25 protein-coding genes are annotated in these 26,430 nt (G+C 71.9%); 11 read left to right on the top strand and 14 right to left on the bottom strand.

The window, feature by feature from the left end; translation table 11 throughout:
- Window positions 1-2 precede the first annotated feature (2 nt).
- Both Sri02f_RS06920 and Sri02f_RS06915 read right to left on the bottom strand, forming a co-directional pair.
- Window positions 3-644, bottom strand: a complete 642-nt coding sequence (locus Sri02f_RS06920) for a response regulator (RefSeq protein ID WP_109000176.1) — start codon at window positions 642-644, stop codon at window positions 3-5.
- Window positions 637-1,782 (bottom strand): GAF domain-containing sensor histidine kinase, encoded by a 1,146-nt coding sequence (locus Sri02f_RS06915; RefSeq protein WP_109000175.1) that lies wholly within the window; start codon window positions 1,780-1,782, stop codon window positions 637-639. Before Sri02f_RS06915 ends, Sri02f_RS06920 begins: the two co-directional genes overlap by 8 nt.
- A gap of 240 nt (window positions 1,783-2,022) precedes the next feature.
- Between Sri02f_RS06915 and Sri02f_RS06910 the strand changes: the two genes are divergently transcribed.
- From Sri02f_RS06910 to Sri02f_RS06900, 3 genes are all read left to right on the top strand, one after another.
- Window positions 2,023-2,721 carry an SDR family NAD(P)-dependent oxidoreductase gene (locus Sri02f_RS06910; protein WP_109000174.1) on the top strand — a complete coding sequence of 233 codons (699 nt, stop codon included), beginning with the start codon at window positions 2,023-2,025 and terminating at the stop codon, window positions 2,719-2,721.
- Window positions 2,718-3,809, top strand: coding sequence for an S-adenosylmethionine:tRNA ribosyltransferase-isomerase (locus Sri02f_RS06905; protein ID WP_109000173.1), 1,092 nt, complete (start codon window positions 2,718-2,720; stop codon window positions 3,807-3,809). Before Sri02f_RS06910 ends, Sri02f_RS06905 begins: the two co-directional genes overlap by 4 nt.
- Before the next feature lie 331 nt (window positions 3,810-4,140).
- Complete coding sequence (locus Sri02f_RS06900; protein WP_109000172.1) at window positions 4,141-4,884, top strand: transglycosylase SLT domain-containing protein; 744 nt, start codon at window positions 4,141-4,143, stop codon at window positions 4,882-4,884.
- Between the two features lie 74 nt (window positions 4,885-4,958).
- Here the strand turns inward: Sri02f_RS06900 and Sri02f_RS06895 are convergent, their stop codons facing one another.
- A complete protein-coding gene (locus Sri02f_RS06895; RefSeq protein ID WP_109000171.1) occupies window positions 4,959-7,496 on the bottom strand; it encodes an ABC transporter ATP-binding protein/permease in 2,538 nt (845 codons plus the stop codon).
- 246 nt (window positions 7,497-7,742) lie between these two features.
- On the opposite strand from Sri02f_RS06895, the gene Sri02f_RS06890 reads away from it, so the two are divergent.
- Both Sri02f_RS06890 and serB read left to right on the top strand, forming a co-directional pair.
- The gene (locus Sri02f_RS06890) at window positions 7,743-9,821 is read left to right on the top strand and encodes a streptophobe family protein (protein WP_109000170.1); all 2,079 of its coding nucleotides are present in this window, start codon (window positions 7,743-7,745) and stop codon (window positions 9,819-9,821) included.
- 145 nt (window positions 9,822-9,966) lie between these two features.
- Complete coding sequence (gene serB / locus Sri02f_RS06885) at window positions 9,967-11,181, top strand: phosphoserine phosphatase SerB (RefSeq protein WP_109000169.1); 1,215 nt, start codon at window positions 9,967-9,969, stop codon at window positions 11,179-11,181.
- Window positions 11,182-11,404: 223 nt separating this feature from the next.
- Here serB and Sri02f_RS06880 read toward each other — a convergent pair whose 3' ends face one another.
- The 4 genes from Sri02f_RS06880 to Sri02f_RS06865 form a co-directional block, all read right to left on the bottom strand.
- Window positions 11,405-11,923, bottom strand: coding sequence for a SixA phosphatase family protein (locus Sri02f_RS06880; RefSeq protein ID WP_109000168.1), 519 nt, complete (start codon window positions 11,921-11,923; stop codon window positions 11,405-11,407).
- Between the two features lie 116 nt (window positions 11,924-12,039).
- Window positions 12,040-12,246: a hypothetical protein gene (locus Sri02f_RS06875; protein WP_109000167.1), complete on the bottom strand. Its 207-nt coding sequence runs from the start codon at window positions 12,244-12,246 to the stop codon at window positions 12,040-12,042.
- A gap of 211 nt (window positions 12,247-12,457) precedes the next feature.
- Window positions 12,458-12,574 carry an SGM_5486 family transporter-associated protein gene (locus Sri02f_RS43585; RefSeq protein WP_107450844.1) on the bottom strand — a complete coding sequence of 39 codons (117 nt, stop codon included), beginning with the start codon at window positions 12,572-12,574 and terminating at the stop codon, window positions 12,458-12,460.
- A 44-nt stretch (window positions 12,575-12,618) separates the two neighbouring features.
- Window positions 12,619-14,073, bottom strand: coding sequence for a CynX/NimT family MFS transporter (locus Sri02f_RS06865; protein WP_109000166.1), 1,455 nt, complete (start codon window positions 14,071-14,073; stop codon window positions 12,619-12,621).
- 70 nt (window positions 14,074-14,143) lie between these two features.
- Here Sri02f_RS06865 and Sri02f_RS06860 point away from each other — a divergent pair, with 70 nt between their 5' ends.
- On the top strand, window positions 14,144-14,833 hold the full coding sequence (locus Sri02f_RS06860; RefSeq protein ID WP_109000165.1) for a FadR/GntR family transcriptional regulator: 690 nt from the start codon (window positions 14,144-14,146) through the stop codon (window positions 14,831-14,833).
- Here the strand turns inward: Sri02f_RS06860 and Sri02f_RS06855 are convergent.
- The 3 genes from Sri02f_RS06855 to fabG all read right to left on the bottom strand — a co-directional run bounded on the left by Sri02f_RS06855 (window position 14,814) and on the right by fabG (window position 16,813).
- Window positions 14,814-15,146, bottom strand: a complete 333-nt coding sequence (locus Sri02f_RS06855; RefSeq protein WP_109000164.1) for a hypothetical protein — start codon at window positions 15,144-15,146, stop codon at window positions 14,814-14,816. The genes Sri02f_RS06860 and Sri02f_RS06855 overlap by 20 nt on opposite strands.
- A 174-nt stretch (window positions 15,147-15,320) precedes the next feature.
- Window positions 15,321-16,088, bottom strand: coding sequence for an enoyl-ACP reductase FabI (fabI, locus tag Sri02f_RS06850; RefSeq protein WP_109000163.1), 768 nt, complete (start codon window positions 16,086-16,088; stop codon window positions 15,321-15,323).
- A gap of 5 nt (window positions 16,089-16,093) precedes the next feature.
- Complete coding sequence (fabG, locus tag Sri02f_RS06845; RefSeq protein WP_109000162.1) at window positions 16,094-16,813, bottom strand: 3-oxoacyl-[acyl-carrier-protein] reductase; 720 nt, start codon at window positions 16,811-16,813, stop codon at window positions 16,094-16,096.
- Window positions 16,814-17,058: 245 nt separating this feature from the next.
- On the opposite strand from fabG, the gene Sri02f_RS06840 reads away from it, so the two are divergent.
- From Sri02f_RS06840 to tyrS, 3 genes are all read left to right on the top strand, one after another.
- Window positions 17,059-18,582 (top strand): TldD/PmbA family protein, encoded by a 1,524-nt coding sequence (locus tag Sri02f_RS06840; protein ID WP_109000161.1) that lies wholly within the window; start codon window positions 17,059-17,061, stop codon window positions 18,580-18,582.
- Window positions 18,579-19,973, top strand: coding sequence for a metallopeptidase TldD-related protein (locus tag Sri02f_RS06835; protein WP_109000160.1), 1,395 nt, complete (start codon window positions 18,579-18,581; stop codon window positions 19,971-19,973). The genes Sri02f_RS06840 and Sri02f_RS06835 overlap by 4 nt, the downstream gene beginning before the upstream one ends.
- A 100-nt stretch (window positions 19,974-20,073) precedes the next feature.
- Complete coding sequence (tyrS, locus tag Sri02f_RS06830) at window positions 20,074-21,339, top strand: tyrosine--tRNA ligase (protein ID WP_109000159.1); 1,266 nt, start codon at window positions 20,074-20,076, stop codon at window positions 21,337-21,339.
- Window positions 21,340-21,459: 120 nt separating this feature from the next.
- Here the strand turns inward: tyrS and Sri02f_RS06825 are convergent, their stop codons facing one another.
- Complete coding sequence (locus tag Sri02f_RS06825; RefSeq protein ID WP_109000158.1) at window positions 21,460-21,738, bottom strand: GlsB/YeaQ/YmgE family stress response membrane protein; 279 nt, start codon at window positions 21,736-21,738, stop codon at window positions 21,460-21,462.
- A 202-nt stretch (window positions 21,739-21,940) separates the two neighbouring features.
- Here Sri02f_RS06825 and Sri02f_RS06820 point away from each other — a divergent pair, with 202 nt between their 5' ends.
- Together Sri02f_RS06820 and Sri02f_RS06815 are read left to right on the top strand one after the other, a co-directional pair.
- Window positions 21,941-22,366 (top strand): DUF3099 domain-containing protein, encoded by a 426-nt coding sequence (locus Sri02f_RS06820; protein ID WP_109000157.1) that lies wholly within the window; start codon window positions 21,941-21,943, stop codon window positions 22,364-22,366.
- A gap of 220 nt (window positions 22,367-22,586) precedes the next feature.
- Window positions 22,587-22,805: a hypothetical protein gene (locus Sri02f_RS06815; protein ID WP_109000156.1), complete on the top strand. Its 219-nt coding sequence runs from the start codon at window positions 22,587-22,589 to the stop codon at window positions 22,803-22,805.
- A 66-nt stretch (window positions 22,806-22,871) separates the two neighbouring features.
- On the opposite strand, the gene moaA is transcribed toward Sri02f_RS06815, so the two are convergent.
- From moaA to Sri02f_RS06800, 3 genes are all read right to left on the bottom strand, one after another.
- On the bottom strand, window positions 22,872-23,861 hold the full coding sequence (gene moaA, locus Sri02f_RS06810) for a GTP 3',8-cyclase MoaA (RefSeq protein WP_218029850.1): 990 nt from the start codon (window positions 23,859-23,861) through the stop codon (window positions 22,872-22,874).
- 308 nt (window positions 23,862-24,169) lie between these two features.
- Window positions 24,170-25,798: a monocarboxylic acid transporter gene (locus Sri02f_RS06805; RefSeq protein ID WP_109000154.1), complete on the bottom strand. Its 1,629-nt coding sequence runs from the start codon at window positions 25,796-25,798 to the stop codon at window positions 24,170-24,172.
- Window positions 25,795-26,151, bottom strand: coding sequence for a DUF485 domain-containing protein (locus Sri02f_RS06800; RefSeq protein ID WP_109000153.1), 357 nt, complete (start codon window positions 26,149-26,151; stop codon window positions 25,795-25,797). Before Sri02f_RS06800 ends, Sri02f_RS06805 begins: the two co-directional genes overlap by 4 nt.
- Window positions 26,152-26,430: the final 279 nt, after the last annotated feature.

Below are 26,430 nucleotides of genomic sequence, written 5' to 3'. Positions count from 1 at the left end.
TGTCAGCCGGCCACGCCGTGGCGCACGGCCCACAGGGCGGCCTGGGTGCGGTCCGCGAGATCGAGTTTCATCAGGATGTTCGAGACGTGCGTCTTGACGGTCTTCTCGGAGAGGACCAGGGCGCGGGCGATCTCGCGGTTCGAGCGCCCGTCCGCTATCAGGCCGAGCACCTCGCGCTCCCGTTCGGTGAGCGAACCGCCGCGGCCCTGGCCCGAGTTGGCCTCGTCCTGGGACAGGAGCGCGCCGGCGACCTCCGGCTGGAGCAGGATGTGGCCCGCGTGGACCGAGCGGATGGCGCCGGCCAGGGCGTCGGGGTCCACGTCCTTGTAGACGTATCCGGCGGCGCCGGCACGCAGGGCCGGCACGACCGTGCGCTTCTCGGTGAAGCTGGTGACGATCAGCACGCGCGCGGGGTTGGCCAGTTCGCGGAGCCGGCGCAGTGCCTCGACGCCGTCCATGCCGGGCATCTTGACGTCCATCAGGACGACGTCGGGTCGCAACTGCTCGGCGAGGGCCACTCCTTCGGCCCCGTCGGCGGCCTCGCCCACGACCTCGATGTCGTCCTGCACCTCCAGGAAGGTGCGCAGGCCCCGGCGGACGACCTGGTGGTCGTCGACGAGCAGCACCTTGATTGCGTCAGCCACCGGGAGCCTCCATCTCGATCGCGGTGCCCTTGCCGGGCGCCGATTCCACCCTGAGCGTGCCGCCGACGCCGCTCGCGCGGTCCCGCATCGACACCAGGCCCAGATGACGGCCGGCCCGGCGGACCGTCGACGGGTCGAAGCCGCTGCCGTCGTCGGTGACGCGCAGGACCGTGTCCTGGCCGCGTTTGTGCAGGGTGACCGCCACATGGCCCGCCCCCGAGTGGCGCAGGGCGTTGTGCAGGGCTTCCTGGGCGACCCGAAGGAGGGCCTCCTCCTGCGCGGCGGGCAGGGCCCGGACGCCGGCGCTGGTGAACGTCACGCGCGCGGTGTGGGCGCGGTCGAGGACCTGGATGTGGGTGCGCAGGGTGGCGACGAGGCCGTCCTCGTCGAGCGCGGCGGGCCGCAACTCGACCACGGCGGCGCGCAGTTCGTCGGCTGCCTCGGCGGCCAGAGCGGCGACCTGCTGGAGTTCGCCCTTCGCGCGCGTGGGGTCACGGTCGACGAGGGCCGCGGCGGCCTGGGCCGTCAGACGCAGGGAGAACAGCTTCTGGCTGACGGCGTCGTGCAACTCGTGGGCCAGCCGCGAGCGTTCCTCGGCGATCGTCAGTTCGCGGCTGCGCTCGTACAGGCGGGCGTTGGTGAGGGCTATCGCGGCGTGCTGGGCGAGGATCGACAGCAGTTCCTCGTCGTTCGCGGTGAAGCCGCAGCCGCCCTCGGGCTTGACGCAGTTCTTGTTGGCGAGGAACAGGGCGCCGATGACCTCGTCGCCGTCGCGGATGGGCAGGCCCAGGAAGTCGGACATCTCGGGGTGGGCGGAGGGCCAGCCCTCGAAGCGCGGGTCCTTGCGGACGTCGGCGAGGCGCTCGGGCCTGGCCTCGTGCAGCATCGCCGCCAGGATGCCGTGCTGGCGGGGCAGGGGGCCGATGGCCTTCCACTGCTCGTCGCTGACGCCGTCCACGACGAACTGGGCGAATCCTCCGTGATCGTCGGGGACGCCCAGGGCGGCGTACTGCGCGTTCAGCAGTTCACGGGCGGAGGCGACGATCGTCTTGAGGACGTCGCGCACCTCCAGGTGCCTGCTCATGGCCAGCAGCGCGGAACTCACGGCGGCGAGGCCGGACCGGGGGCCTTGACTCATGTCCTCACGGTACCGGCGGGGTCCGACAGCGTGGATCCGCCCGGTGGCGGCCGCCTGCGGGACGGAAGACCTAGGGCCGAGGTCCCGGGCACGTCGGCCTACGGCGTACGGACCGGGCTCCGGGACGTACGCCGAAGGGCCCCTCGCGCCTGCGTCCCGCGTCCGAGGCGGGCGCGGCGCCCCGGTTCCTAGGTTGGGATCACCGCCGAGTGGAGGCGGCCGGACGAGGGGACGGTTGTCATGCCGGTAGCGATCATCACAGGAGCCTCGAAGGGGCTGGGGCGGGCGCTGGCCGAGGCGCTGGCCGCCCGGGGCTGGGACCTGGTGCTCGACGCCAGGACGGAGGAGGTGCTGAAGGCGACGGCGGCGTCCGTGGCGTCGTACGGGACCCGCGTCGAGTCCCGTGCGGGAGACGTCACCGACCCGGGGCACCGGGGCGAGCTGATGGCGGCCGCCCGGCAGCTCGGGGGCTGCGACCTGCTGGTGAACAACGCGAGCGCGCTGGGCGCGGAGCCGCTGGTGCCGCTGGCGGAGTTGCCCCTGGACGGGCTGCGGCGGGCACTGGAGGTGAACGTGGTGGCGGCCCTGGGCCTGGTCCAGGAGGCGTTGGCGCTGCTGCGCGGGGCGCGGGCGGGCGCGGTGATCACCGTCAGCTCGGACGCGGCCGCCGAGGCGTACGGGACGTGGGGCGGCTACGGGGCGTCCAAGGCGGCGCTGGACCAGCTCGCTGCGGTGCTCGGCGAGGAGGAGCCGGGGCTGCGGGTGTGGGCGGTGGACCCCGGTGACATGGCCACGGACCTGTACGCGGCGGCCGTCCCGGACGACGACGGCCCCCGTCCCGATCCGGACGAGGTGGCGCCGGCCTTCCTGCGGTTGCTGGACGAGCGTCCGCCGAGCGGGCGGTACGGGGCTCCGGCGCTCCTGGAGGCGCGGCGATGACGCTGACGGCGGGGGCGCCGCTCGAGCCCGTCCGAGGGTGGCGGAGGGTGCCCGAGGAGTTGTCGGCGCGGGCGCCGGCCGAGCAGCGCGGGCCGGGGCGGGGCCGGGACGACGTACGGCTGCTGGTGTCGCGGGGGACGGCGGTGGCGCATCACGCGTTCCGGGAGCTGCCGGGCCTGCTGCGGGCCGGTGACGTGCTGGTGGTGAACACCTCGCCGACGCTGGCGGCGGCCGTGGACGGGCGGATCGGGCACGCGCGCGTGGTGGTGCACTTCTCCACGCGCGGGGACGACGGGCGGTGGGCGGTCGAGCTGCGCGATCCGGACGGCGCGGGCACCTCGCGCGCGCGGGAGGGCGGCCCGGCGGGTGCCAGGGTGCGGCTGCCCGGGGGTGTCCGGCTGACGCTGGAGGAGCCGCTGGCTCAGGGCGGCGGGCGACTGTGGTGGGCCCGGGTCTCGCCGGGCGGGGTCGTGCCAGGGATGCTGCGGGAGTACGGGCGGCCCATCCGCTACTCCTACACGGAGCGGGACCAGCCGCTGTCCGTCTACCAGACGGTGTTCGCGCTGCCGTCGGCCGACGGGGCGGGCAGTGCGGAGATGCCGAGTGCGGCGCGGCCCTTCACCTCGGCCCTGGTGACGGAGCTGGTGAGCCGCGGGGTGCTGTTCGCGCCGGTCACGCTGCACACCGGGGTCGCCTCTGCGGAGGTGCACGAGCCGCCGTATCCGGAGCGGTTCGCGGTGTCCGAGGCGTCGGCGCTGCTGATCGGCGCCGTGCGGGCCGGGGGCGGGCGGGTGATCGCCGTCGGGACGACCGCCGTGCGGGCGGTGGAGTCGGCGGCCGACGCCGACGGGGTCGTCCGCGCGCGTGCGGGGTGGACGGATCTCGTCGTCACTCCCGCGCGCGGGGTGCGGGTGGTGGACGGGCTGCTGACCGGGCTGCACGAGCCCGAGGCCTCGCATCTGCTGATGCTGGAGGCGGTGGCGGGGCGGGCCGCGGTCCGGCGCGGCTACGACGAGGCGCTGCGCGCGCTCTACCTGTGGCACGAGTTCGGGGACCTGCACCTCGTCCTGCCCGGAGAAGAGCACTGACGGACTGCATTGCTTTGGCAACCGGCTGTGAGAACGATCTAAGCGGCATGTGAGGCCGCACATAGGGCGCACATCACGTACTAGGGTCATTAGGAGACAAAGGCGCACCCGGTGAACGGGGCAGATGGTTCCATCTGTCCCGTTTTGCCCTTCCCTGCTCCACTATCGGGGATCGTACGTCACACCTTTGCCTGGGCATTTTGCGGCCGCTAAGAATTGCTCTCGTCGCTCAGCGCCCCGGGTCAGCCCGCGGCGCTCGTGCCTCAAGCACCCGCTGTCCGCCGTCGGACGAAGAGAGCGACCTCCGCGCTATTCGAAGAGGTCCTTCCGCATGCCCAAGAACACTCACAAGATCGCGATCGCCGGTGCGGCCACCCTCGGTGCCGCCGCCCTCGCCTTCTCGGTGGTGCCGGCCGACGCGCAGACGACCACTACGGACGCCGTCTCCACGGCCCAGGTCGCCTACAGCTCCCAGCCGGTGCAGGACGTCAAGACCAGTGTGACCGACCAGCTGGCCACGACGAGCGTGAAGGTCGACGCCATCGAGGCGAAGAAGAAGGCCGCCGCGGCCGCCGCCGCCAAGGAGAAGGCCGTCGCCGCGAAGGCCGTCGCCGCGAAGACCGCGGCCGCGAAGAAGAAGGCGGCCGCCGAGGCCGCCGCCAAGAGGAAGGCCGCGGCCTCGCGCAAGGCCCAGGAGGCCGCGAACCGGTCCGCCAAGCGCGCCGCGATCAAGAAGGCCGTCGTCCGGCACTACGCCGACAACCTTGACGGCTGGATCAAGCACTCCCTGGACATCATGAAGTCCAAGGGCATCCCGGGCAGCTACCACGGCCTGCACAAGAACATCATGCGGGAGTCCTCGGGCAACCCGAAGGCGATCAACGACTGGGACATCAACGCCATCAACGGCATCCCGTCCAAGGGTCTGCTGCAGGTGATCCCGCCGACGTTCACGGCGTACCACGTCTCCGGCACCTCCTGGAACATCTACGACCCGATCGCCAACATCACGGCCGCCGCGAACTACGCGGCCGACAAGTACGGCTCGATCGACAACGTGAACAGCGCGTACTGACGCACCCCCCACGACGCCGAAGGGCGGCGCCTCCCCGGTCGGGAGGCGCCGCCCTTCGGCGTCGTGCGCGAGGACTACTTGCGCATGACCTCGGGCTCGTGGCGGCGCAGGAAGCGGGCCACGAAGAAACCGCAGATCACGCCGAGGACGATCAGCGCGACCATGTCCAGACTCCAGGCGCCGGCGGTGTGCTCCCACAGCGGGTCCGTGCCGCCGCCGTCCTTGGGCGGGCTGATCTTGTTGAAGTCCAGCGTGGCGCCGGCGGCCGCGACGGCCCAGCGCGAGGGCATCAGATACGAGAACTCGTTGACGCCGACCGCGCCGTTCAGGGTGAACAGACAGCCGGTGAACACGACCTGGATGATCGCGAACATGACCAGCAGCGGCATCGTCTTCTCGGCCGTCTTCACCAGCGACGAGATGACCAGGCCGAACATCATCGACGTGAAGCCCAGCGCCATGATCGGGATGGAGAGCTCGAACATGGTGGCGCCGCCGAGGACCAGCCCCTCCTTCGGGATCTCCCGGCTCGCGAAGCCGATCACGCCGACCAGCAGACCCTGCAGCACGGTGACCACGCCGAGCACGAACACCTTGGACATCAGGTACGCGGAACGGGACAGGCCCGTCGCCCGTTCCCGCTCGTAGATGACCCGTTCCTTGATCAGCTCACGGACGGAGTTCGCCGCGCCCGCGAAGCAGGCGCCCACCGCGAGGATCAGCAGCACGGTGGTGGCCGTCCCGTTGGGAATGATCCGCCCGGTCTTGGGGTTGACCGGGTTGGGCAGCAGGCTGTTGCCCGAATCGATCAGCAGGCTCACCGCGCCGAGGACGGCCGGCAGGATCACCGTCAGGGCCAGGAAGCCCTTGTCGGAGGCGATCACCGACACATAGCGGCGCACCAGCGTGACGAACTGGGACATCCAGCCCTGGGGCTTCGGCGGCTTCATCGCCTGCATCGGCGGCATCTGTACGGACTGCGGCGCGACGGCGTCGATGTCCGCGGCGTACATCTGGTAGTGCTGCGAGCCCTTCCAGCGGCCCGCCCAGTCGTAGTCGCGGTAGTTCTCGAAGGCGGAGAAGACGTCGGCCCAGGTGTCGTAGCCGAAGAAGTTCAGCGCCTCCTCGGGCGGACCGAAGTAGGCCACGGCACCACCCGGCGCCATCACGAGCAGCTTGTCGCAGATCGCCAGCTCGGCCACCGAGTGCGTGACGACCAGGACCGTGCGGCCGTCGTCGGCGAGGCCGCGCAGCAGCTGCATCACGTCACGGTCCATGCCCGGGTCGAGACCGGAGGTCGGCTCGTCCAGGAAGATCAGCGACGGCTTGGTGAGGAGCTCCAGGGCCACCGAGACGCGCTTGCGCTGGCCGCCGGAGAGGGAGGTGACCTTCTTCTCCTTGTGGATGTCCAGCTTCAGCTCGCGCAGCACCTCGTCTATGCGGGCGTCACGCTCGGCGGCCGTGGTGTCGGCCGGGAAACGGAGCTTGGCCGCGTACTTGAGGGCCTTCTTGACGGTCAGTTCCTTGTGCAGGATGTCGTCCTGCGGGACCAGACCGATGCGCTGACGCAGCTCGGCGAACTGCTTGTAGAGGTTGCGGTTGTCGTAGAGGACGTCGCCCTGGTTGGCGGGCCGGTAGCCGGTCAGCGCCTTGAGCAGCGTCGACTTGCCGGAACCGGACGGTCCGATGACCGCGATCAGCGACTTCTCCGGGACGCCGAAGGAGACGTCCTTGAGGATCTGCTTGCCGCCGTCGACCGTCACCGTCAGATGGCGGGCCGAGAAGGAGACCTCACCGGTGTCGACGAACTCCTCGAGCCGGTCGCCGACGATCCGGAACGTCGAGTGGCCGACGCCGACGACGTCGGCCGGGCCGAGCTGGACCGAGCCGCCCTTGGGGATCGGCTGGCCGTTGACATAGGTGCCGTTGTGCGAGCCGAGGTCGCGGATCTCCATCCGGCCGTCGGGCGTCGAGTGGAACTCGGCGTGGTGACGGGAGACCTGGAGGTCGGAGACGACGAGCTCGTTCTCCAGCGCACGGCCGATACGCATCACGCGGCCGAGGGAGAACTGGTGGAACGTGGTGGGGCTGCGGTCGCCGTAGACCGGCGGCGCCCCCGCGCCACCACCGGGCACCTGCTGCACGTACGGCTCGCCCGCGCCCTGCTGCTGCGGCACGTGCGGCGCCGCCTGCTGCGGCTGCTGCCAGCCGGCCTGCGGCGACTGCCCGGACTGCTGCTGCGGCGTGCCCTGCTGGGCCCAGCCAGGGTTCGCGGCCTGCGCGGCGTACGGCTGTTGCCGGGGCTGCGCGGCGGGCGCCTGCGCGCCCGAGACGCTCACGCGCGGTCCGTCGGTCGCGTTGCCCAGGTGCAGCGCCGAGCCGGGACCGATCTCCAGGTGCTGGATCCGCTGCCCCTGCGCGAACGTGCCGTTGGTGCTGCCGTGGTCCTCGACGACCCAACTGCGGCCGTTGTGGCTGACCGTGGCGTGACGCCAGGAGACCCTGGCGTCGTCGAGGACGATGTCGCCCTGCGGATCACGTCCGAGGGTGTATGACCTGGACGGATCGAGCGTCCAGGTGCGTCCGTTCAATTCCAGTACGAGTTCCGGCACTCCAGCCCCACTGAGTTGTCCCCCGAGTTAGCCCCATCGACGGGGAGTCTAGGGATGTCGAACATCGGGGGGAACTATTTCAGTAGCGGCCCCCTGACCGAAAGTCGGGCCTTGTGAAGAGCCCGCACACGCGTGTCGGCCGTTCCCGTTGACGGGGTGGAAAACGGCCCGGAGAGTGGTAAAGGCACGCGAGGGGGACGGAAGCGGCGATCTTCGCCGTTCCGCACCGCGGATCGGGGGGTCTGCATGAGTGCCGGCACGGTTGTCGAAGGCGGCGGGAGCACGGTGCGCGGCAGCCGCGTGCCGTGGACGGACGTACTGCTGGCCGCTGTTGCCGCGGTGAGCTGGGCGTTGATCGGGATGGCGGGGACCGCGGCGCTCGGGCTGCATCTGCTGAAGGCGGACACGGCGGGCTCGTTGGGCCCGATGACGGCCGCGGTGGTGGCCCTGGGAGCGGGCGGCTCGGTGACTCCGTCCGGTGACGTCTCCGCCTTCGGGCTGACGGGCGCGCAGGCGGACACCGCCATCGAGATCACGCCACTGGGCGTGAGCCTGGTCGGCGCGCTGCTCCTGTCGTGGTTCTTCCTCCGGTCCCTGCGCACGGCCGGAGCGGTGATCGCCCCCGCCGAACTCCTCGCGCGCGTCGGCGCGATCGTCGCGCTGTTCGTGGCGATGCTCGGCGGACTCGCCTGGGCGGGACACGACGTCATCACGCTCGACGGGAACTCACTGGGCCTCGACGGCCTCCCCGGCGGCGGCGCGGGCGGCGGGGGCGGGGGCCTGGACATCCCCGGGCTCGGGGACGTCGGGGACATCGGCGGACTGCTGCCCGACCGGCTCAGCGACCTGGTTCACGCGAAGGCCGCGGTCGGCTTCACCGTGGACACCGCGCCCACGCTCCTCGGCGGTCTCGGCTGGTCGCTCGGCATCGTGCTGATCGCCCTGCTGGCCTCGCGCCGCACGCCGCTGCCCCGCGGCTGGGAGGCGGCGAACCGCGTGGTGCGGCCGGCCGCGTCCGCCGTCGTCACGGTGGCGCTGGTGACGGTGGCGGCCGGGCTCGCCGCGGCGGCGTACGCGGCGATCGGCGACGACCACCCCCGGCGGATCGCGGGGGCGGCGCTGCTCGGCGCTCCGAACGGGGTCTGGCTGGGCATCCCGATCGGTCTGTTCGTCCCGTGGGACGGGCAGGCGACGGGCGCCCTGACGACCGTCCTCCCCGACCCGCTGGACGATCTGCTGGGCGCGGGCGCCCGGCACCCGGTGACGCTGGGCCGGCTGGCCGAGCTGGACGGACGGGTGTGGCTGCTGGCAGTGGCGGCCGCGCTGATGATGCTGCTGGCGGGCGTGCTGACGGCGGTGCGGACGCCTTTGCCGGCGCCGAAGCCGCGGGCCGGGCAGGGGGCGGGAGCAGCCGGATCCGGGCGGGAGGGAGCGGCCGGTTCCCGGGGTGCGGGCGCCGCGGGCCCGAGGAGCGCGGCGCAGGGGCCGGGCGGGCCGGGGGGCGGCGCCCTGGCGAGTGGCGCCCGGGGAGGCGGCGCCGGCGGCTTCGTCGCGTGGTGCGCCGTGCGGCTGGCGGTCGCGACCGCGCTGGCGTTGCCGTCGGCGGCCTGGCTGACGGACGTGTCCGTGAACGCCTCGCTCTCCGTGCTGGGCTTCGACGCCTTCGGGGCCGGGATCGAGCTGCACGGACGCCTCGGCCCGGCGTTGTTCCTGGGCGCCCTGTGGGGGGCGGGCGCGGGGGTCGTCGGCGCGTCGCTGGCCTGTGCCACGCGGGCCGCGGGGCGACTGGCCGCGCCGCTGGCACGCGGTGACGCGGGCCGCGCGGCGAACCCGGGCGGGGGCCCGGGGCCTTCGGCGCTTCCGGGACTGTCGGGTCCTGCTGGACCGTCGCCGCTCGCGGGCGACCAGGTCGGGCCGTACGCGCCGGGTGCGCCCTCGTACCGGCCGCCCAACCCCGCGACCAACCCCTACCTGCGCCTCCCGGACGCCCTGCGCGGCGCGCGGGACGCCGGGCCGGGGACGGGGCCTGAACCGCGGGCCGGGCAGGGGCAGGGGCACGGGGCCGGGCAGGGGCAGGGGCAGGGGCAGGGGCAGGGGCACGATGGCACGAGTGAGCGGTCGCGGTCCCAGGAGAGCCCGCGACGCAGCGAGCCCCCGCCGCCCGGACCGGACGACGTCTACGGGGCGCCGACCGTGGTCCGTCCGATCGGGCCGCCGCCGCGCGCGCCCCGCGAGCGGCCGTCGCGGGGCCCGGACGACGGGCCGCCGCCTCCCCAGCCTCCTCCCCCGCCGCCTCCCAGGGGGCCGAGGGCGCCGCGCGGATAGCGGTGACCGACGCCGGGACGCAGAATCGGGGAGTCGGCAACCGTCCGTCGAGGCGCACGCCACCTCGCCGACATCCACTGTTCCCTGTCCGTCAGGCGGACCTCGGCGGCGAACGGCACTGAGTGCCGGATACGGTGGGTACACCATGAGCGCTTCGCAGACCTCGTCCTCCGACGTCCCCACGCTCCTTGTCAAGATCTTCGGCAAGGACAGGCCGGGTATCACGGCCGGCCTCTTCGACACCCTCGCCGCCTACTCCGTCGACGTGGTCGACATCGAGCAGGTCGTCACGCGAGGCCGGATGGTGCTGTGCGCGCTCGTGACCGAGCCGCCGGCCGGCCTGGAGGGCGACCTGCGGTCGACGGTCCACAGCTGGGCCGAGTCGATGAAGATGCAGGCGGAGATCATCTCCGGCCTCGGCGACAACCGGCCGCGCGGCCTAGGGCGGTCGCTGGTCACCGTGCTCGGGCATCCGCTCACCGCGGAGGCCACGGCGGCGATCGCCGCGAAGATCACCAAAGCCGGCGGCAACATCGACCGCATCTTCCGGCTGGCCAAGTACCCCGTCACCGCCGTCGAGTTCGCCGTCTCCGGTGCGGAGGCCGGGCCGCTGCGCACCGCGCTGGTCAGGGACGCGGGAGTGCTCGGCGTGGACGTCGCCGTGGTGGACGCGGGGCTCTACCGGCGGGCCCAGCGGCTCGTCGTCATGGACGTCGACTCGACCCTCATCCAGGACGAGGTGATCGAGCTCTTCGCGGCGCACGCCGGCTGCGAAGACCAGGTCGCCGAGGTGACGGCGGCCGCGATGCGCGGTGAGCTGGACTTCGAGCAGTCGCTGCACGCGCGCGTGGCGCTGCTGGAGGGGCTGGACGCCTCGGTCGTGGACAAGGTGCGCGCCGAGGTGCGGCTGACTCCGGGGGCGCGCACACTGATCCGGACGCTGAAGCGGCTCGGCTACCAGGTGGGCGTCGTCTCCGGCGGTTTCACCCAGGTCACCGACGATCTGCAGGAGCGGCTCGGGCTGGACTTCGCGCAGGCCAACACGCTGGAGATCGTCGACGGCAGGCTGACCGGCCGGGTCACCGGCGAGATCGTGGACCGTGCGGGCAAGGCGCGGCTGCTGCGTCGGTTCGCCGCCGAGGCGGGCGTTCCCCTCTCCCAGACCGTCGCGATCGGCGACGGCGCCAACGACCTCGACATGCTCAACGCGGCCGGTCTCGGGGTCGCCTTCAACGCCAAGCCGGTGGTGCGCGAGGCGGCGCACACGGCGGTGAACGTGCCCTTCCTGGACACCGTCCTCTACCTGCTGGGCATCACCCGCGAAGAGGTCGAGGCCGCGGAGACGCACGACGAGCAGTAGCCTCCCCCGGGTCTACAGGGGTGCCGGGCGTGCAGGGCGTACGGGGCAGGGCGTACGGGGAGCGGGCCCGAGGGCTGCGTCGCGGATCCGCGGACGCGGGTGCTTCCTGGATCCGCGGACGCGGGTGCCTTCCGGGGGTGCCGGGTGACCGCGCGATCGTGCCGCGCTGACGAGGAGGGCCCGGCGCCGCTGCGGTGCCGGGCCCTCGTGCGTGCCGGTCAGGTCACTCTTCGGGAGCCCAGTAGTCCGTCAGCGTGGCCGCTCCCGGCTCCAGGGCCTTCCAGGAGCCGTCGAAGGAGAGGACGGCGAAGGCGGCGGCCGGGAAGCCGCGACGGCGCATGCGCTCGCCCGCGTCGCCGTCGGACCCCCCGGACAGGATGTCGGCGAGCCCCTGGATCCCGGGATTGTGGCCGATCATGACGATGGTGTGCACGTCGTCGGGGCTTTCGTTGAGCAGGGCGATCAGCTCGCCCGGGGAGGCCTCGTAGATCCGCTCCTCGTAGACGGTTTTCGGCCGCTGCGGGAGCTCATGGACCGCGAGTTTCCACGTCTCCCGGGTGCGGGTCGAGGTGGAGCACAGGGCCAGGTCCACGGGGATGCCGGTATCGGTCAGCCTGCGTCCGGCGACAGGCGCGTCCTTACGGCCCCGCTCAGAGAGCGGGCGCTCGTGGTCGGTCACCTGTGGCCAATCGGCTTTCGCATGGCGGAAGAGGACGATCCTGCGGGGTTCTGCGACGCTCATGAGTCCCAGCTTCGCATGAAACAGGCCAACGGGCTCAGGGAGTTGACATGGGTCTTCACCAGCGGTCCACGGCACGGACCCGGCGGGACGGACGCGCCCCGCGGCGGCCGCCGACCCTAGCGGGCGAGCAGCATCTGCACGCGTTCGACGAGGTGGGTGATCACGGGGTCGCCGCCGGCCGCGTGGGCGTCGGCGGGGTTCAGTATCAGCAGGAGCAGGGTGGCGAAGGCGAGCGCCGGGAGGGCGAGGGCCCACCAGGGCAGCCGGGTGTCGACGCCGCCCGAGGCGGTCGGGCGGGGCCGGGTGTGCGTTGGGGCCGACATGGGTGCCTCCGCTGTCTTCGAATGGTCCGTGGAGCGCGTCCCGGACCGGGGCGGTGATCGCGGTCCGCGGTCACACTTCGAAGTTACGGAATCGGCGGCCGTCAACCCATCCGGCGATCCACCCACTTGACCCTGACCCTCACCCCCTAGGGGACAGGGGGGTTAGCCCCACCCCGGCGGGGAGACGACGGCACGCCGGGCCGGGCGGGGGTCAGGGCGAGGCGAGGGTGGCGATGACGGCGATGATCACGAAGATGGCCAAGAACGAGCCGAAGACGAGCAGCATCTTCTTCTGGCCGTTCTGCGGATTCGGGTCGAGCACTGGCATGCCGCCAGTCTCGCACCCCGTTGCGGCGGCGGCCGCGCCGGGGGTCAGCGGGCGGCCTCGTCCTCCACGGTGCGGTCCCGGCCGGCCAGGACGCCCATGACCGTCTGCGGGACCATCAGGGCCGCCATGAGCGCAAGAGGCAGGCCCCAGCCGCCGCTGTGCTGGTAGAGCACTCCCACCAGCAGCGGGCCCGGTATGGAGATCAGGTAGCCGGTGCTCTGCGCGAAGGCCGACAGCTGGGCGACGCCCGCGCCGGTCCTGGCCCGCATCCCGACCATCGTGAGGGCGAGCGGGAAGGCGCAGTTGGCGATGCCGAGCAGCACGGCCCAGGCCCAGGCTCCGGCGGCGGGCGCGAGGTAGAGGCCGGCGTATCCGACGAGGCCGCAGACGCCGAGCGCGACCACGATCGGGCCCTGGTGCGGCAGCCGGGTGGCGACCCGCGGGATGACGAAGGCCAGGGGAACGCCCATCGCCATCGTCACGGCGAGGAGGACGCCGGCCGTGCCGGCGGACACGCCCGCGTCCCGGAAGATCTGCGGCATCCAGCCCATGGTGATGTAGGCGGCGGTGGCCTGGAGGCCGAAGAAGACGGCCAGGGCCCAGGCGGTCCGGCTGCGGGTGACGCGCAGCGCGGCGGCGGGAGGGCGGCCCCCGCGCGCGGGGTCGTGTGCGGCGGGGCGGGGCACGTGCGCCCGCTGCGGGGACCCCGCCTCCCGCGCCTCTGCCTCCGGCCCGGCCGGCCGCTCCCCCGGCCCCCGCGCCGCCCGGTGGGCCTGCGGCTCCCGGGCGGGCACCGCGGCGCCCGTCGTCGTGCCGCGGCCCGGTTCCGTCCCCCGTACGCGTGCCAGCGGCAGCCACGGCAGGACGGCCGCGGCCGCCAGGCCCGCCCACACCGCGAGCCCGGTGCGCCAACTGCCGCCCAGCGCCTCGGTCATGGGCACGGTGACCGCGGCGGCGGTGGAGGTGCCCAGGGCGAGGGCCATCGAGTACAGGCCGGTCATCGAGCCGACCCGGTCGGGGAAGTGCCGCTTGACGATGACGGGCATCAGCACGTTGCTGACGGCGATGCCCATGAGGGCGAGGGCGCTGGCGGCGAGGAAGCCGGAGGCGCCTCCGAGGTAGGGGCGTACGAGCAGTCCGGCGGTGATGGCGGCCATGCCCGCGCACACCACCGCTCCCGGCCCGAAGCGACGGGCGAGACGGGGGGCCATGACGCCGAAGGCGGCGAAGCAGAGCGGGGGCACGGAGGTGAGCAGTCCGGCCACGCTGCCGCTCATGCCGAGCCCGTCGCGGACCTCTTCGAGGAGCGCGCCGAGGCTGGTGATGGCGGGGCGGAGGTTGAGGGCGGCCAGGACGATGCCGACGACGAGCAGTCGTGCCGTCCACGCGCGCGGAGCGACGTGCGACGGGGGCTCGCCCTCCCCGGATGCGCGAAGGGACGCAGGCGTCGTCGTGGGCGTCGTCGTGCGGGTCTGCTCGCTTGCCATGCCGCCCATCATAGAATCATAGGATGATTGGTTGTCCATGCCCGGGTGCCCCTCGGCGCCCCGGACCGTGCGAAGGTGTGCCATGCCCCTGAGCCATCCCCGCCGCTCGGCGCTGTCCGAACAGGTCATCGCCGCGCTGCGCGCCCAGATCACCTCGGGCGAGTGGCCGGTGGGCTCCCGCATCCCCACCGAGCCCGAGCTGGTCGAGCAGCTGGGGGTCGCGCGCAACACCGTCCGCGAGGCGGTCCGCGCGCTCGCGCACAACGGTCTGCTGGACATCCGGCAGGGCTCGGGCACCTATGTCGTGGCGACCAGCGAGCTGGCGGGCGTGATGCACCGCCGCTTCGCCGACGCCGACCCGAGGCACATCGCCGAACTGCGCGCCACGCTGGAGTCGAGCGCGGCCAAGCTCGCGGCCGAGCGACGCACGGAGAAGGACCTCAAGCAGCTGGACGCGCTTCTGCTGCGGCGCGAGGAGGCGTGGGAGTCGGGCGACGCGGAGGCCTTCGTGGCGGCGGACACCACCTTCCACCTGGCGGTGGTGTCCGCCTCCCACAACGACGTCCTGACGGCGATGTACGCGGACCTGGGCGAGGTCCTGCGGGACTGGCTGCGCGAGGACGTCGGCGAGGAGCTGACGCCCGAGACGTACATGGACCACTCCCGGCTGGTGGACGCCATCCGCGCGGGCGCCGCGCAGACGGCCGCGGTCGAGGCGGCCGCCTACCCGCTGCTGTGCCGGCCCGGACGGTTCACCGCTTCTGATGGCTGACCCAGGCCGACCCGACCTCCTTCCAGCAACGGCCGGTGAGCCGTACGGACAGGGCGGGGCCGACGTCGGCGGGAGGGCCGTCGGTGTCCACGTCCCACCAGCGCTCGCACTCGATGTGCAGGCTGACGCGGTCGGTGTCGGCGTAGGGGTTGTGACAGTGGGCGACGACGCGGGAGCCGTCCACCTCGATCCGGCACTCCGCGCCGAACGGCTCCGGACGCGCCACGCGCGCGTGGCCGTGCGCGCCGCACGGCGGACAGAGGACGAGGGCGACCGCGGCGATCACTGGAGCGAGACTACGGAACAGGCGCACAAGGGAACCTCCTCGGCAGAGCTGGGGAGGACAGCGCGTGGGGGGAACACGCACTTAAGAGTGCCTGGTCGGCGGTGCCGGCCGCCCGGCCGGATGGGCCAAACGAGTGACGGGTGAGGGCCCGCGTCACCCAGGACGCGGGCCCTCACCCGTCAACGGCGTCTCAGCGGCAGGTCACGCGCCGATGGCGTGCAGACCGCCGTCCACGTGGACGATCTCGCCCGTGGTCTTGGGGAACCAGTCGCTGAGCAGGGCGACGACGCCACGGCCGGCCGGCTCGGGGTCCTTGAGGTCCCACTCCAGCGGAGAGCGGTCGTCCCACACGGATGCCAGCTCGCCGAAGCCCGGGATGGACTTGGCGGCCATGGAGCCGAGCGGACCGGCCGAGACGAGGTTGCAGCGGATGTTCTGCTTGCCCAGGTCACGCGCCATGTAGCGGCTGGTGGCCTCCAGGGCGGCCTTGGCGGGGCCCATCCAGTCGTACTGCGGCCAGGCGAACGAGGCGTCGAAGGTGAGGCCGACGACCGAGCCGCCGTTCTGCATCAGCGGCAGACAGGCCATGGTCAGCGACTTCAGGGAGAACGCCGAGACGTGCATGGCGGTGGCGACCGACTCGAACGGCGTGTTGAGGAAGTTGCCGCCGAGCGCGTCCTGCGGGGCGAAGCCGATGGAGTGCACGACGCCGTCGAGGCCCCCGAGCTCCTCGCCGACGATGTCCGCGAGGCGGCCGAGGTGCTCGTCGTTCGTCACGTCGAGCTCGATGACCTTGGTGGGCTTGGGGAGCTTCTTGGCGATGCGCTCGGTCAGCGTGGGCCGCGGGAACGCGGTGAGGATGATCTCGGCGCCCTGCTCCTGGGCCAGCTTGGCGGTGTGGAAGGCGATGGAGGACTCCGTCAGCACACCGGTGATCAGGACGCGCTTGCCCTCGAGAATTCCGCTCATGATGATCAGTGACCCATTCCCAGTCCGCCGTCAACGGGGATGACGGCTCCAGTGATGTACGAGGCGTCGTCCGACGCGAGGAACCGCACCGTCGCGGCGATCTCCTCCGGCTGCGCGTACCGGCCGAGCGGGACCTGCGAGACGATGCCCGCGCGCTGCTCGTCGGTGAGCGCCTTGGTCATGTCGGTGTCGACGAAGCCGGGTGCGACGACGTTGAAGGTGATGTTGCGGGATCCCAGCTCACGGGCGAGGGAGCGCGCGAAGCCGACCAGGGCGGCCTTGGAGGCGGCGTAGTTCGCCTGACCCGGCGAGCCGTACAGCCCGACCACCGAGGAGATGAGCACGACGCGGCCCTTCTTGGCGCGCAGCATGCCGCGGTTGGCGCGCTTGACCACGCGGAAGGTGCCGGTCAGGTTGGTGTCGATGACCGAGGTGAAGTCCTCCTCGCTCATGCGCATCAGGAGCTGGTCCTTGGTGATGCCGGCGTTGGCGATCAGGATCTCGACGGGGCCGTGCTGCGCCTCGATCTCCTTGTAGGCCTGCTCCACCTGCTCGGGGTCGGTGATGTCGCACCTGACGGCGAGGCAGCCCAGGTCCGTCAGGGCGGCCGGCGGCTCGCCCGAGCGGTACGTGATCGCGACCTTGTCGCCGGCGTCGGCGAACGCGTGGGCGATGGCGAGGCCGATGCCCCGGTTTCCTCCGGTGACGAGAACCGAGCGGCTCAACGGATCACCCTTTCGATTTTTGGGGTCTGACGCGCCTGCCCGCACTCTGGACGGCAGGCGGCTTCCCTCGAACCTATCGGTCCGCTTCGCCCCGCGGACATTCGGGCACCGACAGTGGCACACGGAGCTGGCTGTCGGGTCCCTACAGAAAGTTTGCGGTGGCGTCGCGGAAGGTGTGGTCCACCGGCCGCCGGGCGCGACATGATCGAGGTCTTCACACGCCACGACACCAGGGAGAGACGTAGGTGCCTCATAGCATCGATGAAAGTTTCACGGCCCTGCCCCTACGCGCCCTCGCCGACGCCGCTCTCGCGCGGGCGCGGGCGCTCGGGGCGGAGCACGCGGACTTCCGGTTCGAGCGGGTGCGCAGTGCGTCCTGGCGGCTGCGGGACGCCAAGCCCGCCGGGTCGTCCGACACGACCGACCTCGGGTACGCGGTGCGCGTCGTGCACGGCGGGACGTGGGGCTTCGCCTCCGGCGTGGATCTGTCGATGGACGCGGCGGCCCGGGTCGCCTCGCAGGCCGTGGCGATGGCCAAGCTGTCCGCGCAGGTGATCAAGGCGGCGGGGTCGGACGAGAGGGTCGAGCTCGCCGACGAGCCGGTGCACGCCGAGAGGACGTGGGTGTCGTCGTACGAGATCGACCCGTTCACCGTGCCGGACGAGGAGAAGGCGGCGCTCCTCGCGGACTGGAGCGCGCGGCTGCTGGCGGCGAACGGGATCAACCACGTGGACGCCTCGCTCCTCACCGTCCACGAGAACAAGTTCTACGCCGACACGGCCGGCACGGTGACCACCCAGCAGCGGGTGCGGCTGCACCCGGCGCTGAACGCGGTGTCGGTCGACGAGTCCAGCGGCGAGTTCGACTCGATGCGCACGATCGCGCCCCCCGTCGGACGCGGCTGGGAGTACCTCACCGGGACCGGCTGGGACTGGGACGGCGAACTGGCCCGGATGCCGGAGCTGCTGGCCGAGAAGATGCGCGCGCCGAGCGTGGATCCGGGACTGTACGACCTGGTCGTGGACCCGTCCAACCTGTGGCTGACGATCCACGAGTCCATCGGTCACGCCACCGAGCTGGACCGTGCCCTCGGCTACGAGGCCGCCTACGCCGGCACCTCCTTCGCCACCTTCGACCAGCTCGGCAAGCTGCGCTACGGCTCGGACCTGATGAACGTCACGGGCGACCGCACCGCCGAGCACGGCCTGGCGACCGTCGGCTACGACGACGAGGGCGTCGAGGCGCAGTCCTGGGACCTGGTGAAGGACGGCACGCTCGTCGGCTACCAGCTGGACCGGCGGATCGCGAAGCTCACCGGGTTCGAGCGGTCCAACGGCTGCGCGTTCGCCGACTCCCCGGGCCACGTGCCCGTGCAGCGCATGGCCAACGTGTCGCTGCGGCCGGATCCCGCCGGAATGTCGACCGACGACCTCATCGGCAGCGTCGACCGCGGGATCTACGTCGTCGGCGACCGCTCGTGGTCGATCGACATGCAGCGCTACAACTTCCAGTTCACCGGCCAGCGGTTCTTCCGGATCGAGAACGGGCGGATCACCGGGCAGCTGCGCGACGTGGCCTACCAGGCGACGACGACGGACTTCTGGGGCTCGATGGCGGCCGTCGGCGGTCCGCAGACCTACGTCCTCGGCGGCGCGTTCAACTGCGGCAAGGCCCAGCCCGGCCAGGTCGCGGCGGTGTCGCACGGCTGCCCGTCGGCCCTGTTCAAGGGCGTCAACATTTTGAACACCACGCAGGAGGCCGGCCGATGAGCGCCCGTAGCAACAAGCCGCACGAGGTCGTCGAGCGCGCCCTCGAGCTGTCGCGGGCGGACGGCTGCGTCGTCATCGCCGACGAGCAGTCGACGGCGAACCTGCGCTGGGCCGGCAACACGCTGACGACCAACGGCGTCACGCGCGGGCGCACGCTCACCGTGATCGCCACCGTCGACGGCAAGGAGGGCACCGCCTCGGGCGTCGTCTCCCGGGCCGCGGTGACCGCGGACGAGCTGGAGCCCCTGGTGCGGGCCGCCGAGGCCGCCGCGCGCGGGGCGGGGCCCGCCGAGGACGCGCAGCCGCTGGTCACGGGCGTGGCGCAGTCCCCGGAATTCACCGAGGCGCCCGCGCAGACCTCGTCGGCGGTGTTCGCCGACTTCGCGCCGGCGCTGGGCGAGGCGTTCGCCCGCGCGCGTGCCGGCGGCCGCGAGCTGTACGGGTTCGCCAACCACGAGCTCGTCTCGACGTACCTGGGCACCTCGACCGGGCTGCGGCTGCGGCACGACCAGCCGAACGGGACGCTGGAGCTGAACGCCAAGTCCCCGGACCGGACGCGCTCGGCGTGGGCGGGGCGCTCCACCCGGGACTTCAAGGACGTCGACCCGGGGGCGCTCGACGCCGAGCTGGCCGTGCGGCTGGGCTGGGCGCGGCGGCGGGTCGAACTGCCCGCCGGGCGGTACGAGACGCTGCTGCCGCCGACCGCGGTGGCCGACCTGCTGATCTACCAGCTGTGGTCGGCTTCGGGCCGGGACGCGACCGAGGGCCGGACGGTGTTCTCCAAGCCCGGCGGCGGCACCCGGCTCGGCGAGAAGCTGACCGGTCTGCCGCTGACGCTGCGCAGCGACCCGAACGAGCCGGGTCTGGAGTCGGCGCCGTTCGTGATCGCGCACTCCTCGGGCGGCGACCAGTCGGTGTTCGACAACGGGCTGCCGCTGCGCTCCACCGAGTGGATCGACGCGGGCGAGCTGAGGCATCTGACGACCACCCGGCACAGCGCCGCCCTGACCGGGCTCCCGGCGGCTCCGGCGGGCGACAACCTGATCCTGGACGGCGGCGAGGACCGCTCCCTGGAGGAGATGGTCGCGAGCACCCGGCGCGGGCTGCTGCTGACCTGCCTGTGGTACATCCGCGAGGTCGACCCGGCGACCCTGCTGCTGACCGGCCTGACCAGGGACGGCGTGTACCTCGTCGAGGACGGCGAGGTCGTCGGCGAGGTGAACAACTTCCGCTTCAACGAGTCGCCGGTCGGTCTGCTGGGCCGCGCCTCGGAGGCGGGGCGCACGGAAAAGACGCTGCCCCGGGAGTGGAGCGACTGGTTCACTAGGGCTGCGATGCCCGCGCTGCGGGTGCCGGACTTCAATATGAGCTCTGTCAGCCAGGGCGTATAACCTCGTAGCCGGCAGCCCGGCACTCGTGCGGCTGACCGGCTCGGACCGCCCGCAGGGCATCATGAAGATCCAAGAAGATCATCGAGGAGATACGAGAACCGTGACGGACATCGTCGACGAGCTGAAGTGGCGTGGCCTGTGGGCCCTGTCCACTGACGAGGACGCTTTGCGCAAGGCGCTCGCGGACGGTCCCGTCACGTTCTATTGCGGTTTCGACCCCACCGCGGCCAGCCTGCACGTCGGCCACCTGGTGCAGGTTCTCACCATGCGCCGGCTCCAGCAGGCGGGCCTGCGCCCGCTGGCCCTGGTGGGCGGGGCGACCGGTCAGATCGGCGACCCCCGCCCCACGGCGGAGCGCACGCTGAACGACCCGGAGACGGTCGCGAACTGGGTGACGCGGCTGCGCGCGCAGATCGAGCCGTTCCTGTCCTTCGAGGGCGAGAACGCCGCGGTGATGGTGAACAACCTGGACTGGACGGCCGGCCTGTCGGCCATCGAGTTCCTGCGTGACATCGGCAAGCACTTCCGCGTCAACAAGATGCTGACCAAGGACTCGGTCGCCCGGCGGCTGGAGTCCCAGGAGGGCATCAGCTACACGGAGTTCAGCTACCAGCTGCTTCAGGGCATGGACTTCCTGGAGCTGTACCGCCGGTACGGCTGCACGCTCCAGCAGGGCGGCAGCGATCAGTGGGGCAACCTCACGGCGGGCCTGGACCTGATCCACAGGCTGGAGCCCGAGGCCGAGGCGCACTGTCTGGCGACGCCGCTGATGGTCAAGGCGGACGGCACCAAGTTCGGCAAGACCGAGGGCGGCGCGGTCTGGCTGGACCCGGAGCTGACGACGCCGTACGCGTTCTACCAGTTCTGGCTGAACGTGGACGACCGGGACATCTCGACGTACTCGCGGATCCTGTCCTTCCGGTCCCGCGAGGAGCTGGAGGAGCTGGAGCGGCAGACCGAGGAGCGTCCGCAGGCGCGTGCCGCCCAGCGTGCGCTGGCCGAGGAGCTGACGACGCTGGTGCACGGCGCCGACCAGACGGCCGCGGTGATCGCCGCGTCCAGGGCCCTCTTCGGCCAGGGCGAACTGGGCGAGCTCGACGAGCGGACGCTGGCCGCGGCCCTCTCCGAGGTGCCGCACACCCGGGTCGCCGAGCCGGGGCCGGTCGTGGACCTGTTCGCCGAGGTCGGTCTCGTGGCCAGCAAGTCGGCTGCCCGGCGGACGGTGAAGGAGGGCGGGGCCTACGTGAACAACGTCAAGGTCACGGCCGAGGACGCGGTCCCCGCGCGGGAGGACCTTCTGCACGGGCGGTGGCTGGTGCTGCGGCGCGGGAAGAAGAACCTGGCCGCCGTGGAGGTCACCGGCTGACCGGCTTCACACAGGAGGGGCGGCTTCCCGCGAGGGGCCGCCCCTTCGGCTTGCGCTCGGCGCGGCGGACGACCGTCGCGGGCCCGCGGCGCCGGGCTCGGACGGTGCAGGCGTCGCGCTTCAGGCTCGCTGCTTCCTCTTGCCCAGCGTCGCCATGTACAGCGTGTCGCCCAGGGCGACGATGATGATCGCGGCGATCAGCTGGAACGCGTGGCGGCTCCAGTCGATGCCGGGCGTGGACTCGACCCCCACCGCGCGGGCGATCGCGTTGCCCGCGATCGCGCCCAGCATGCCGAAGATGGTGGTCAGCCAGAGGGGGCTGTGCTGCTTGCCCGGGATGATCGCCTTGGCGATCAGGCCCAGCACGAATCCGACGATGATCGCCCACAACCAGCCCATTGACGCCTCCTCGTACGGCCCTACGTCAGCATTGCCCTCAGTGTCGATCCGCTCGCCGTACGGCGCATGTCGGGTACGGCCGTACGCGGGACGGCGCAGAACGCCCGCCCCGACGGGGGGCCGCCCCGGCCTCGGCGAGGGGGCGGGGGCGGCGTACCGTGGAAGTCGGTGAGAGGCCGAGGCGGGCGGACGGTGGAATGTGATGCGGAAGCAAGGCGGTGGCGGGAACGTCGAGGTGTTCCGGATCACCGGAGCACGGCAGGGTCTTCAGGACGACGTGCGGGGCCGACAGCGTCGGTACATCATCTCGATGTCGGTCCGCACGGTGGCGGTGATCCTCGCGGCGACCCTGTGGAACGTGGAACGGCATGTGGCCGTCGTGGCGTTGGTCCTGGGGTTGGTGCTCCCCTATGTCGCGGTCGTGATCGCCAACGCGGGGCGGGAGAACGTGCCCTCGCTCCCCTCCACGTTCCTCGCCGCGCCGGTCCGGCCGATGATCGCCCGGCCCGGCGCCGACGGCGAGCGTTCGGGATCCGCCCCGCAAGCGGAATCCCACCCGCAGAACGAGGGCGCGCGGGAAGCCGGCCGGGAGGAATCCGCGGCCGATTCGGCCGAGCGACGACCGTGAGCGGGCTGTGTGCGAGCCATGCTCGGGCTGTGCGCGGGCTGTGCGGAAAGCTCAGGAAAAGCTCAGATCAATCATGTTGTTCCAGTCCCGTGGCGACGGTCGGCCGTGACATACTTCGTACGCGCTCCGCATCCCCCGTCGGAGCGACGGACCGACGCCGGGCAGCTCCCCCCGTGGCTGCTCGGCGTCGCCTTTGTGTGCGTGTGGGTGAGACGAAGCAGTGAGTGACGAGACCCCTGTCTGTTCCGCCAAGGGCTGCCGTGTGGACGCGGTGTGGGTGCTGGCGTGGAACAACCCGAAGCTCCACACGCCCGAGCGGCGCAAGACATGGCTCTCCTGCGAGGAGCACCGCGAGCATCTGTCGCAGTTCCTCGGGGTCCGCGGCTTCCTCAAGGACGTCGTCCCGCTGACCGAGTGGGAGTCCGCGCAGGCTTCGTAGCCCCCGGCGGCCGGTCCTCGGGCGCGATCGGTCGGCGGCCGCCCTCGGGTTCGCGATCGGCGGGACCTATCCCCCGATCGCCGACATCGGGCGGTCCGGCTGCAGGAAGCTCGGGTCGTCCAGTCCCGAGCCGGCCTTCTTGCCCCACATCGCCTGCCGCCAGATGCCGGCTATCTCCTCGTCGGGGGCGTCGGAGCGCAGGGCCGCACGCAGATCGGTCTCCTCCTGGGCGAAGAGGCAGGTGCGGACCTGGCCGTCGGCCGTGAGGCGGGTGCGGTCGCAGGCGGCGCAGAACGGGCGGGTGACCGAGGCGATGACACCGACGCGGTGAGGTCCGCCGTTCACCAGCCAGCGCTCGGCCGGGGCGGAACCGCGTTCGTCCTGGCCTTCGGGGGCGAGGTCGAAGCGGGTGCGCAGGGAGGCCAGGATGTCCCCGGCCGTGACCATGCCCTCGCGCTTCCAGCCGTGCTGCGCGTCCAGCGGCATCTGCTCGATGAAACGCAGCTCGTAGTCGTGGTCGACGGCCCAGGACAGCAGGTCCGGGGCTTCGTCCTCGTTGAGGCCCGGCATCAGGACCGCGTTCACCTTCACCGGCGTCAGACCCGCGTCGCGGGCGGCTTCGAGGCCTTCGAGGACGTCCTTGTGGCGGTCCCGGCGGGTGAGGGTCTTGAAGACGTCGGGGCGCAGGGTGTCGAGGGAGACGTTGACCCGGTCCAGACCCGCCGCCTTGAGGGCCGTGGCGGTGCGGCGCAGGCCGATGCCGTTGGTCGTCAGCGACATCCGGGGACGGGGGTCGAGGGCCGCGACCCGCTCGACGATGCCGACCAGGCCCGGGCGCAGCAGGGGCTCGCCGCCCGTGAAGCGGACCTCCTCGATGCCGAGGGCCGTGACCGCTATGCCGATCAGGCGGACGATCTCGTCGTCCGTCAGGAGGTCGGGCTTCGCCAGCCACTGCAGGCCTTCCTCGGGCATGCAGTACGTACAGCGCAGGTTGCACCGGTCGGTGAGCGAGACCCTCAGGTCGGTGGCCACTCGGCCGTAGGTGTCGATGAGCACGTGGGCCCCCTCCCTCGTGGTGGATCGGTTTCCTGGTTCGTCACTTGCGAGCCTACGTGACCCCGCTGACATCGACAGGGCCCGATCCCACGAGGCAGGACGCGGCCGCGTCGTAGGGATCTACGAAGCGGCCGCGGGAGGGGGCGTGGCCGGCGGGCGCCCGGCCGCCGCGACCGGGCCGGTCGGCGGGCTCCGGCGCCGGTCGGCGGCCTCCGTTTCCGGTTCCGGTCAGCGGGTTCCGTTTCCGGTCAGCGGGTTCCGTTTCCGGTCAGTGGGCTCCGGTTCCGGTCAGCGGGTTCCGTTTCCGGTCAGTGGGCTCCGGTTCCGGTCAGGGAGCGGACCTCCAGTTCGGCGTACTTGGCCGTGTCGGGCTCCTCCTTCGACAGCAGGGTGCCGACGACGCCCAGCAGGAAGCCGACCGGGATCGAGATGATGCCGGGGTTCTCCAGCGGGAACCAGTGGAAGTCGACGTCCGGGAACATCGACGAGGGCTTGCCCGAGACGACCGGCGAGAACAGCACCAGGCCGACCGCGGCGACCAGACCGCCGTAGATCGACCACAGGGCTCCGGCGGTGGTGAACCGCTTCCAGAAGAGGCTGTAGAGGATCGTCGGCAGGTTGGCGGAGGCGGCGACCGCGAAGGCGAGGGCGACCAGGCCGGCGACGTTCAGGTCGCGGGCGAGGGCGCCCAGGAGGATGGAGACGGCGCCGATGCCGACGGTCGCGTACCGGGCCGCGGACATCTCCTGCTTCTCGGTGGCCGTGCCCCGCTTGATGACGTTCGCGTAGATGTCGTGGGCGAACGAGGAGGACGAGGCCAGGGTCAGGCCGGCGACGACCGCGAGGATCGTGGCGAAGGCGACCGCCGAGATGGTGGCCAGGAGGATCGCGCCCCAGTTGGAGTCGACGCCGCCCAGGTGCAGGGCGAGCAGGGGCGCCGCGGTGTTGCCCGCCTTGTTGGACGCGGTGATCTCGTCGGGCTTGATCAGCGCGGCGGCGCCGAATCCGAGGGCGAGGGTCATCAGGTAGAAGGCGCCGATGAGACCGATGGCCCACAGGACCGACTTACGGGCGGCCTTGGCGGTGGGCACGGTGTAGAAGCGGATCAGGATGTGCGGCAGGCCGGCGGTGCCCAGGACCAGGGCGATGCCGAGCGAGATGAAGTCCAGCTTGGTGGTGCCCGTGGCGCCGTACTTCAGTCCGGGCTCCAGGAAGGCCGAGCCCTTGCCGCTGTTGGCGGCGGCCGAGCCCAGCAGGTCGGAGATGTTGAAGTGGAACTTCAGCAGGACCAGGAAGGTGAGCAGCAGAGCGCCCGCGATGAGCAGGACCGCCTTGACCATCTGGACCCAGGTGGTGCCCTTCATGCCGCCGATCGTCACGTAGACGATCATCAGGACGCCGACCAGGGCCACGATGCCGATCTTGCCGCCGTCGCTGGTGATGCCCAGGAGGAGCGAGACCAGGACGCCCGCGCCCGCCATCTGGGCAAGCAGGTAGAAGATCGACACGACGATCGTCGAGGTGCCGGCGGCCGTGCGGACGGGGCGCTGGCGCATGCGGTACGCCAGGACGTCGCCCATGGTGTAGCGGCCGGAGTTGCGCAGCGGCTCGGCGACCAGGAGCAGGGCGACCAGCCAGGCGACCAGGAAGCCGATGGAGTACAGGAACCCGTCGTAGCCGAAGAGGGCGATGGCGCCCGCGATGCCCAGGAAGGACGCGGCCGACATGTAGTCGCCGGAGACGGCGAGGCCGTTCTGGAAGCCGGTGAACTGCCGGCCGCCGGCGTAGAAGTCGGCGGCGTCCTTGGTCTGCCGGCCGGCCCAGACGGTGATGACGAGGGTCGCGACGACGAACACCGCGAACAGGGTGACGATCAGCGTGCGGTGCTCACTGGCCTCGCCGGCGGCGAGCAGGGAGGTGTGCTGTGCGGAGCTCATTCGCCCGCCTCCATCCGGGACTTGATGGCCTCGGCCTTGGGGTCGAACCTGGCGGCCGCGGTCCGCGCGTACCACCAGGCGATGAGGAAGGTGGTGAGGAACTGGGCGAGGCCCAGGGCGAGGGCCACGTTGATGTTGCCGAAGAGCTTGGTGCCCATGAAGTCGCCCGCGTAGTTGGAGAGCAGGACGTACAGCAGGTACCAGGCGATGAAGGCGAAGGTCAGCGGGAAGGCGAAGCCCCGGTAGGCGCCGCGCAGTTCACCGAACTCCGCGCTCTCCCGCACCGCGACGAACTCCTCGGCGGAGGGGAGCTGAGCTGGGGTTTTCGAGGGGGGCGGTGTCTCGGTGGCCACAGGGTCTCCTCGTTGCGGGTGCGGGTGGGACGGCGGACGGAGGCGAGTGTCCTCTCGCTCCCTGCCCAAGGTCACGGGGCCGCACGAAGACGGGTTCAACGCGCCGGGCGGGTTTGTCGAAGCGGCCTGCGCCCGGCCATGACCAACGAGCGCGGGCCATGCAGGGTCATGGGTCGGCAAAATCGGCGTCGGGAAGTCATTGCTGGCCGGTGAGTCAGGGAGATAGCTTCGGGCCAGCACCACCCGTCATGTACCTGCCCAGACAGCCACCTGCGTCTG

Source organism: Streptomyces rishiriensis (assembly GCF_003112535.1).
Lineage (GTDB): Bacteria > Actinomycetota > Actinomycetes > Streptomycetales > Streptomycetaceae > Streptomyces > Streptomyces rishiriensis.
The sequence above is the reverse complement of the archived record's forward strand: the minus strand, read 5'-3'. Positions and strand labels throughout refer to the sequence as shown.

What these genes read in the sequence shown, in the direction of transcription:
- Sri02f_RS06860 (WP_109000165.1), top strand. Translation starts at nt 14,144, where the DNA reads ATGCCCCTGAGCCATCCCCGCCGCTCGGCGCTGTCCGAACAGGTCATC.
- Sri02f_RS06835 (WP_109000160.1), top strand. Translation starts at nt 18,579, where the DNA reads ATGAGCGCCCGTAGCAACAAGCCGCACGAGGTCGTCGAGCGCGCCCTC.
- fabI (WP_109000163.1), bottom strand. Translation starts at nt 16,088, where the DNA reads ATGAGCGGAATTCTCGAGGGCAAGCGCGTCCTGATCACCGGTGTGCTG.
- Sri02f_RS43585 (WP_107450844.1), bottom strand. Translation starts at nt 12,574, where the DNA reads ATGCCAGTGCTCGACCCGAATCCGCAGAACGGCCAGAAGAAGATGCTG.
- Sri02f_RS06825 (WP_109000158.1), bottom strand. Translation starts at nt 21,738, where the DNA reads ATGGGCTGGTTGTGGGCGATCATCGTCGGATTCGTGCTGGGCCTGATC.
- Sri02f_RS06910 (WP_109000174.1), top strand. Translation starts at nt 2,023, where the DNA reads ATGCCGGTAGCGATCATCACAGGAGCCTCGAAGGGGCTGGGGCGGGCG.
- Sri02f_RS06890 (WP_109000170.1), top strand. Translation starts at nt 7,743, where the DNA reads ATGAGTGCCGGCACGGTTGTCGAAGGCGGCGGGAGCACGGTGCGCGGC.
- Sri02f_RS06915 (WP_109000175.1), bottom strand. Translation starts at nt 1,782, where the DNA reads ATGAGTCAAGGCCCCCGGTCCGGCCTCGCCGCCGTGAGTTCCGCGCTG.
- Sri02f_RS06875 (WP_109000167.1), bottom strand. Translation starts at nt 12,246, where the DNA reads ATGTCGGCCCCAACGCACACCCGGCCCCGCCCGACCGCCTCGGGCGGC.
- Sri02f_RS06865 (WP_109000166.1), bottom strand. Translation starts at nt 14,073, where the DNA reads ATGATGGGCGGCATGGCAAGCGAGCAGACCCGCACGACGACGCCCACG.
- Sri02f_RS06880 (WP_109000168.1), bottom strand. Translation starts at nt 11,923, where the DNA reads ATGAGCGTCGCAGAACCCCGCAGGATCGTCCTCTTCCGCCATGCGAAA.
- Sri02f_RS06905 (WP_109000173.1), top strand. Translation starts at nt 2,718, where the DNA reads ATGACGCTGACGGCGGGGGCGCCGCTCGAGCCCGTCCGAGGGTGGCGG.
- Sri02f_RS06805 (WP_109000154.1), bottom strand. Translation starts at nt 25,798, where the DNA reads ATGAGCTCCGCACAGCACACCTCCCTGCTCGCCGCCGGCGAGGCCAGT.
- Sri02f_RS06900 (WP_109000172.1), top strand. Translation starts at nt 4,141, where the DNA reads ATGCCCAAGAACACTCACAAGATCGCGATCGCCGGTGCGGCCACCCTC.
- serB (WP_109000169.1), top strand. Translation starts at nt 9,967, where the DNA reads ATGAGCGCTTCGCAGACCTCGTCCTCCGACGTCCCCACGCTCCTTGTC.
- Sri02f_RS06820 (WP_109000157.1), top strand. Translation starts at nt 21,941, where the DNA reads ATGCGGAAGCAAGGCGGTGGCGGGAACGTCGAGGTGTTCCGGATCACC.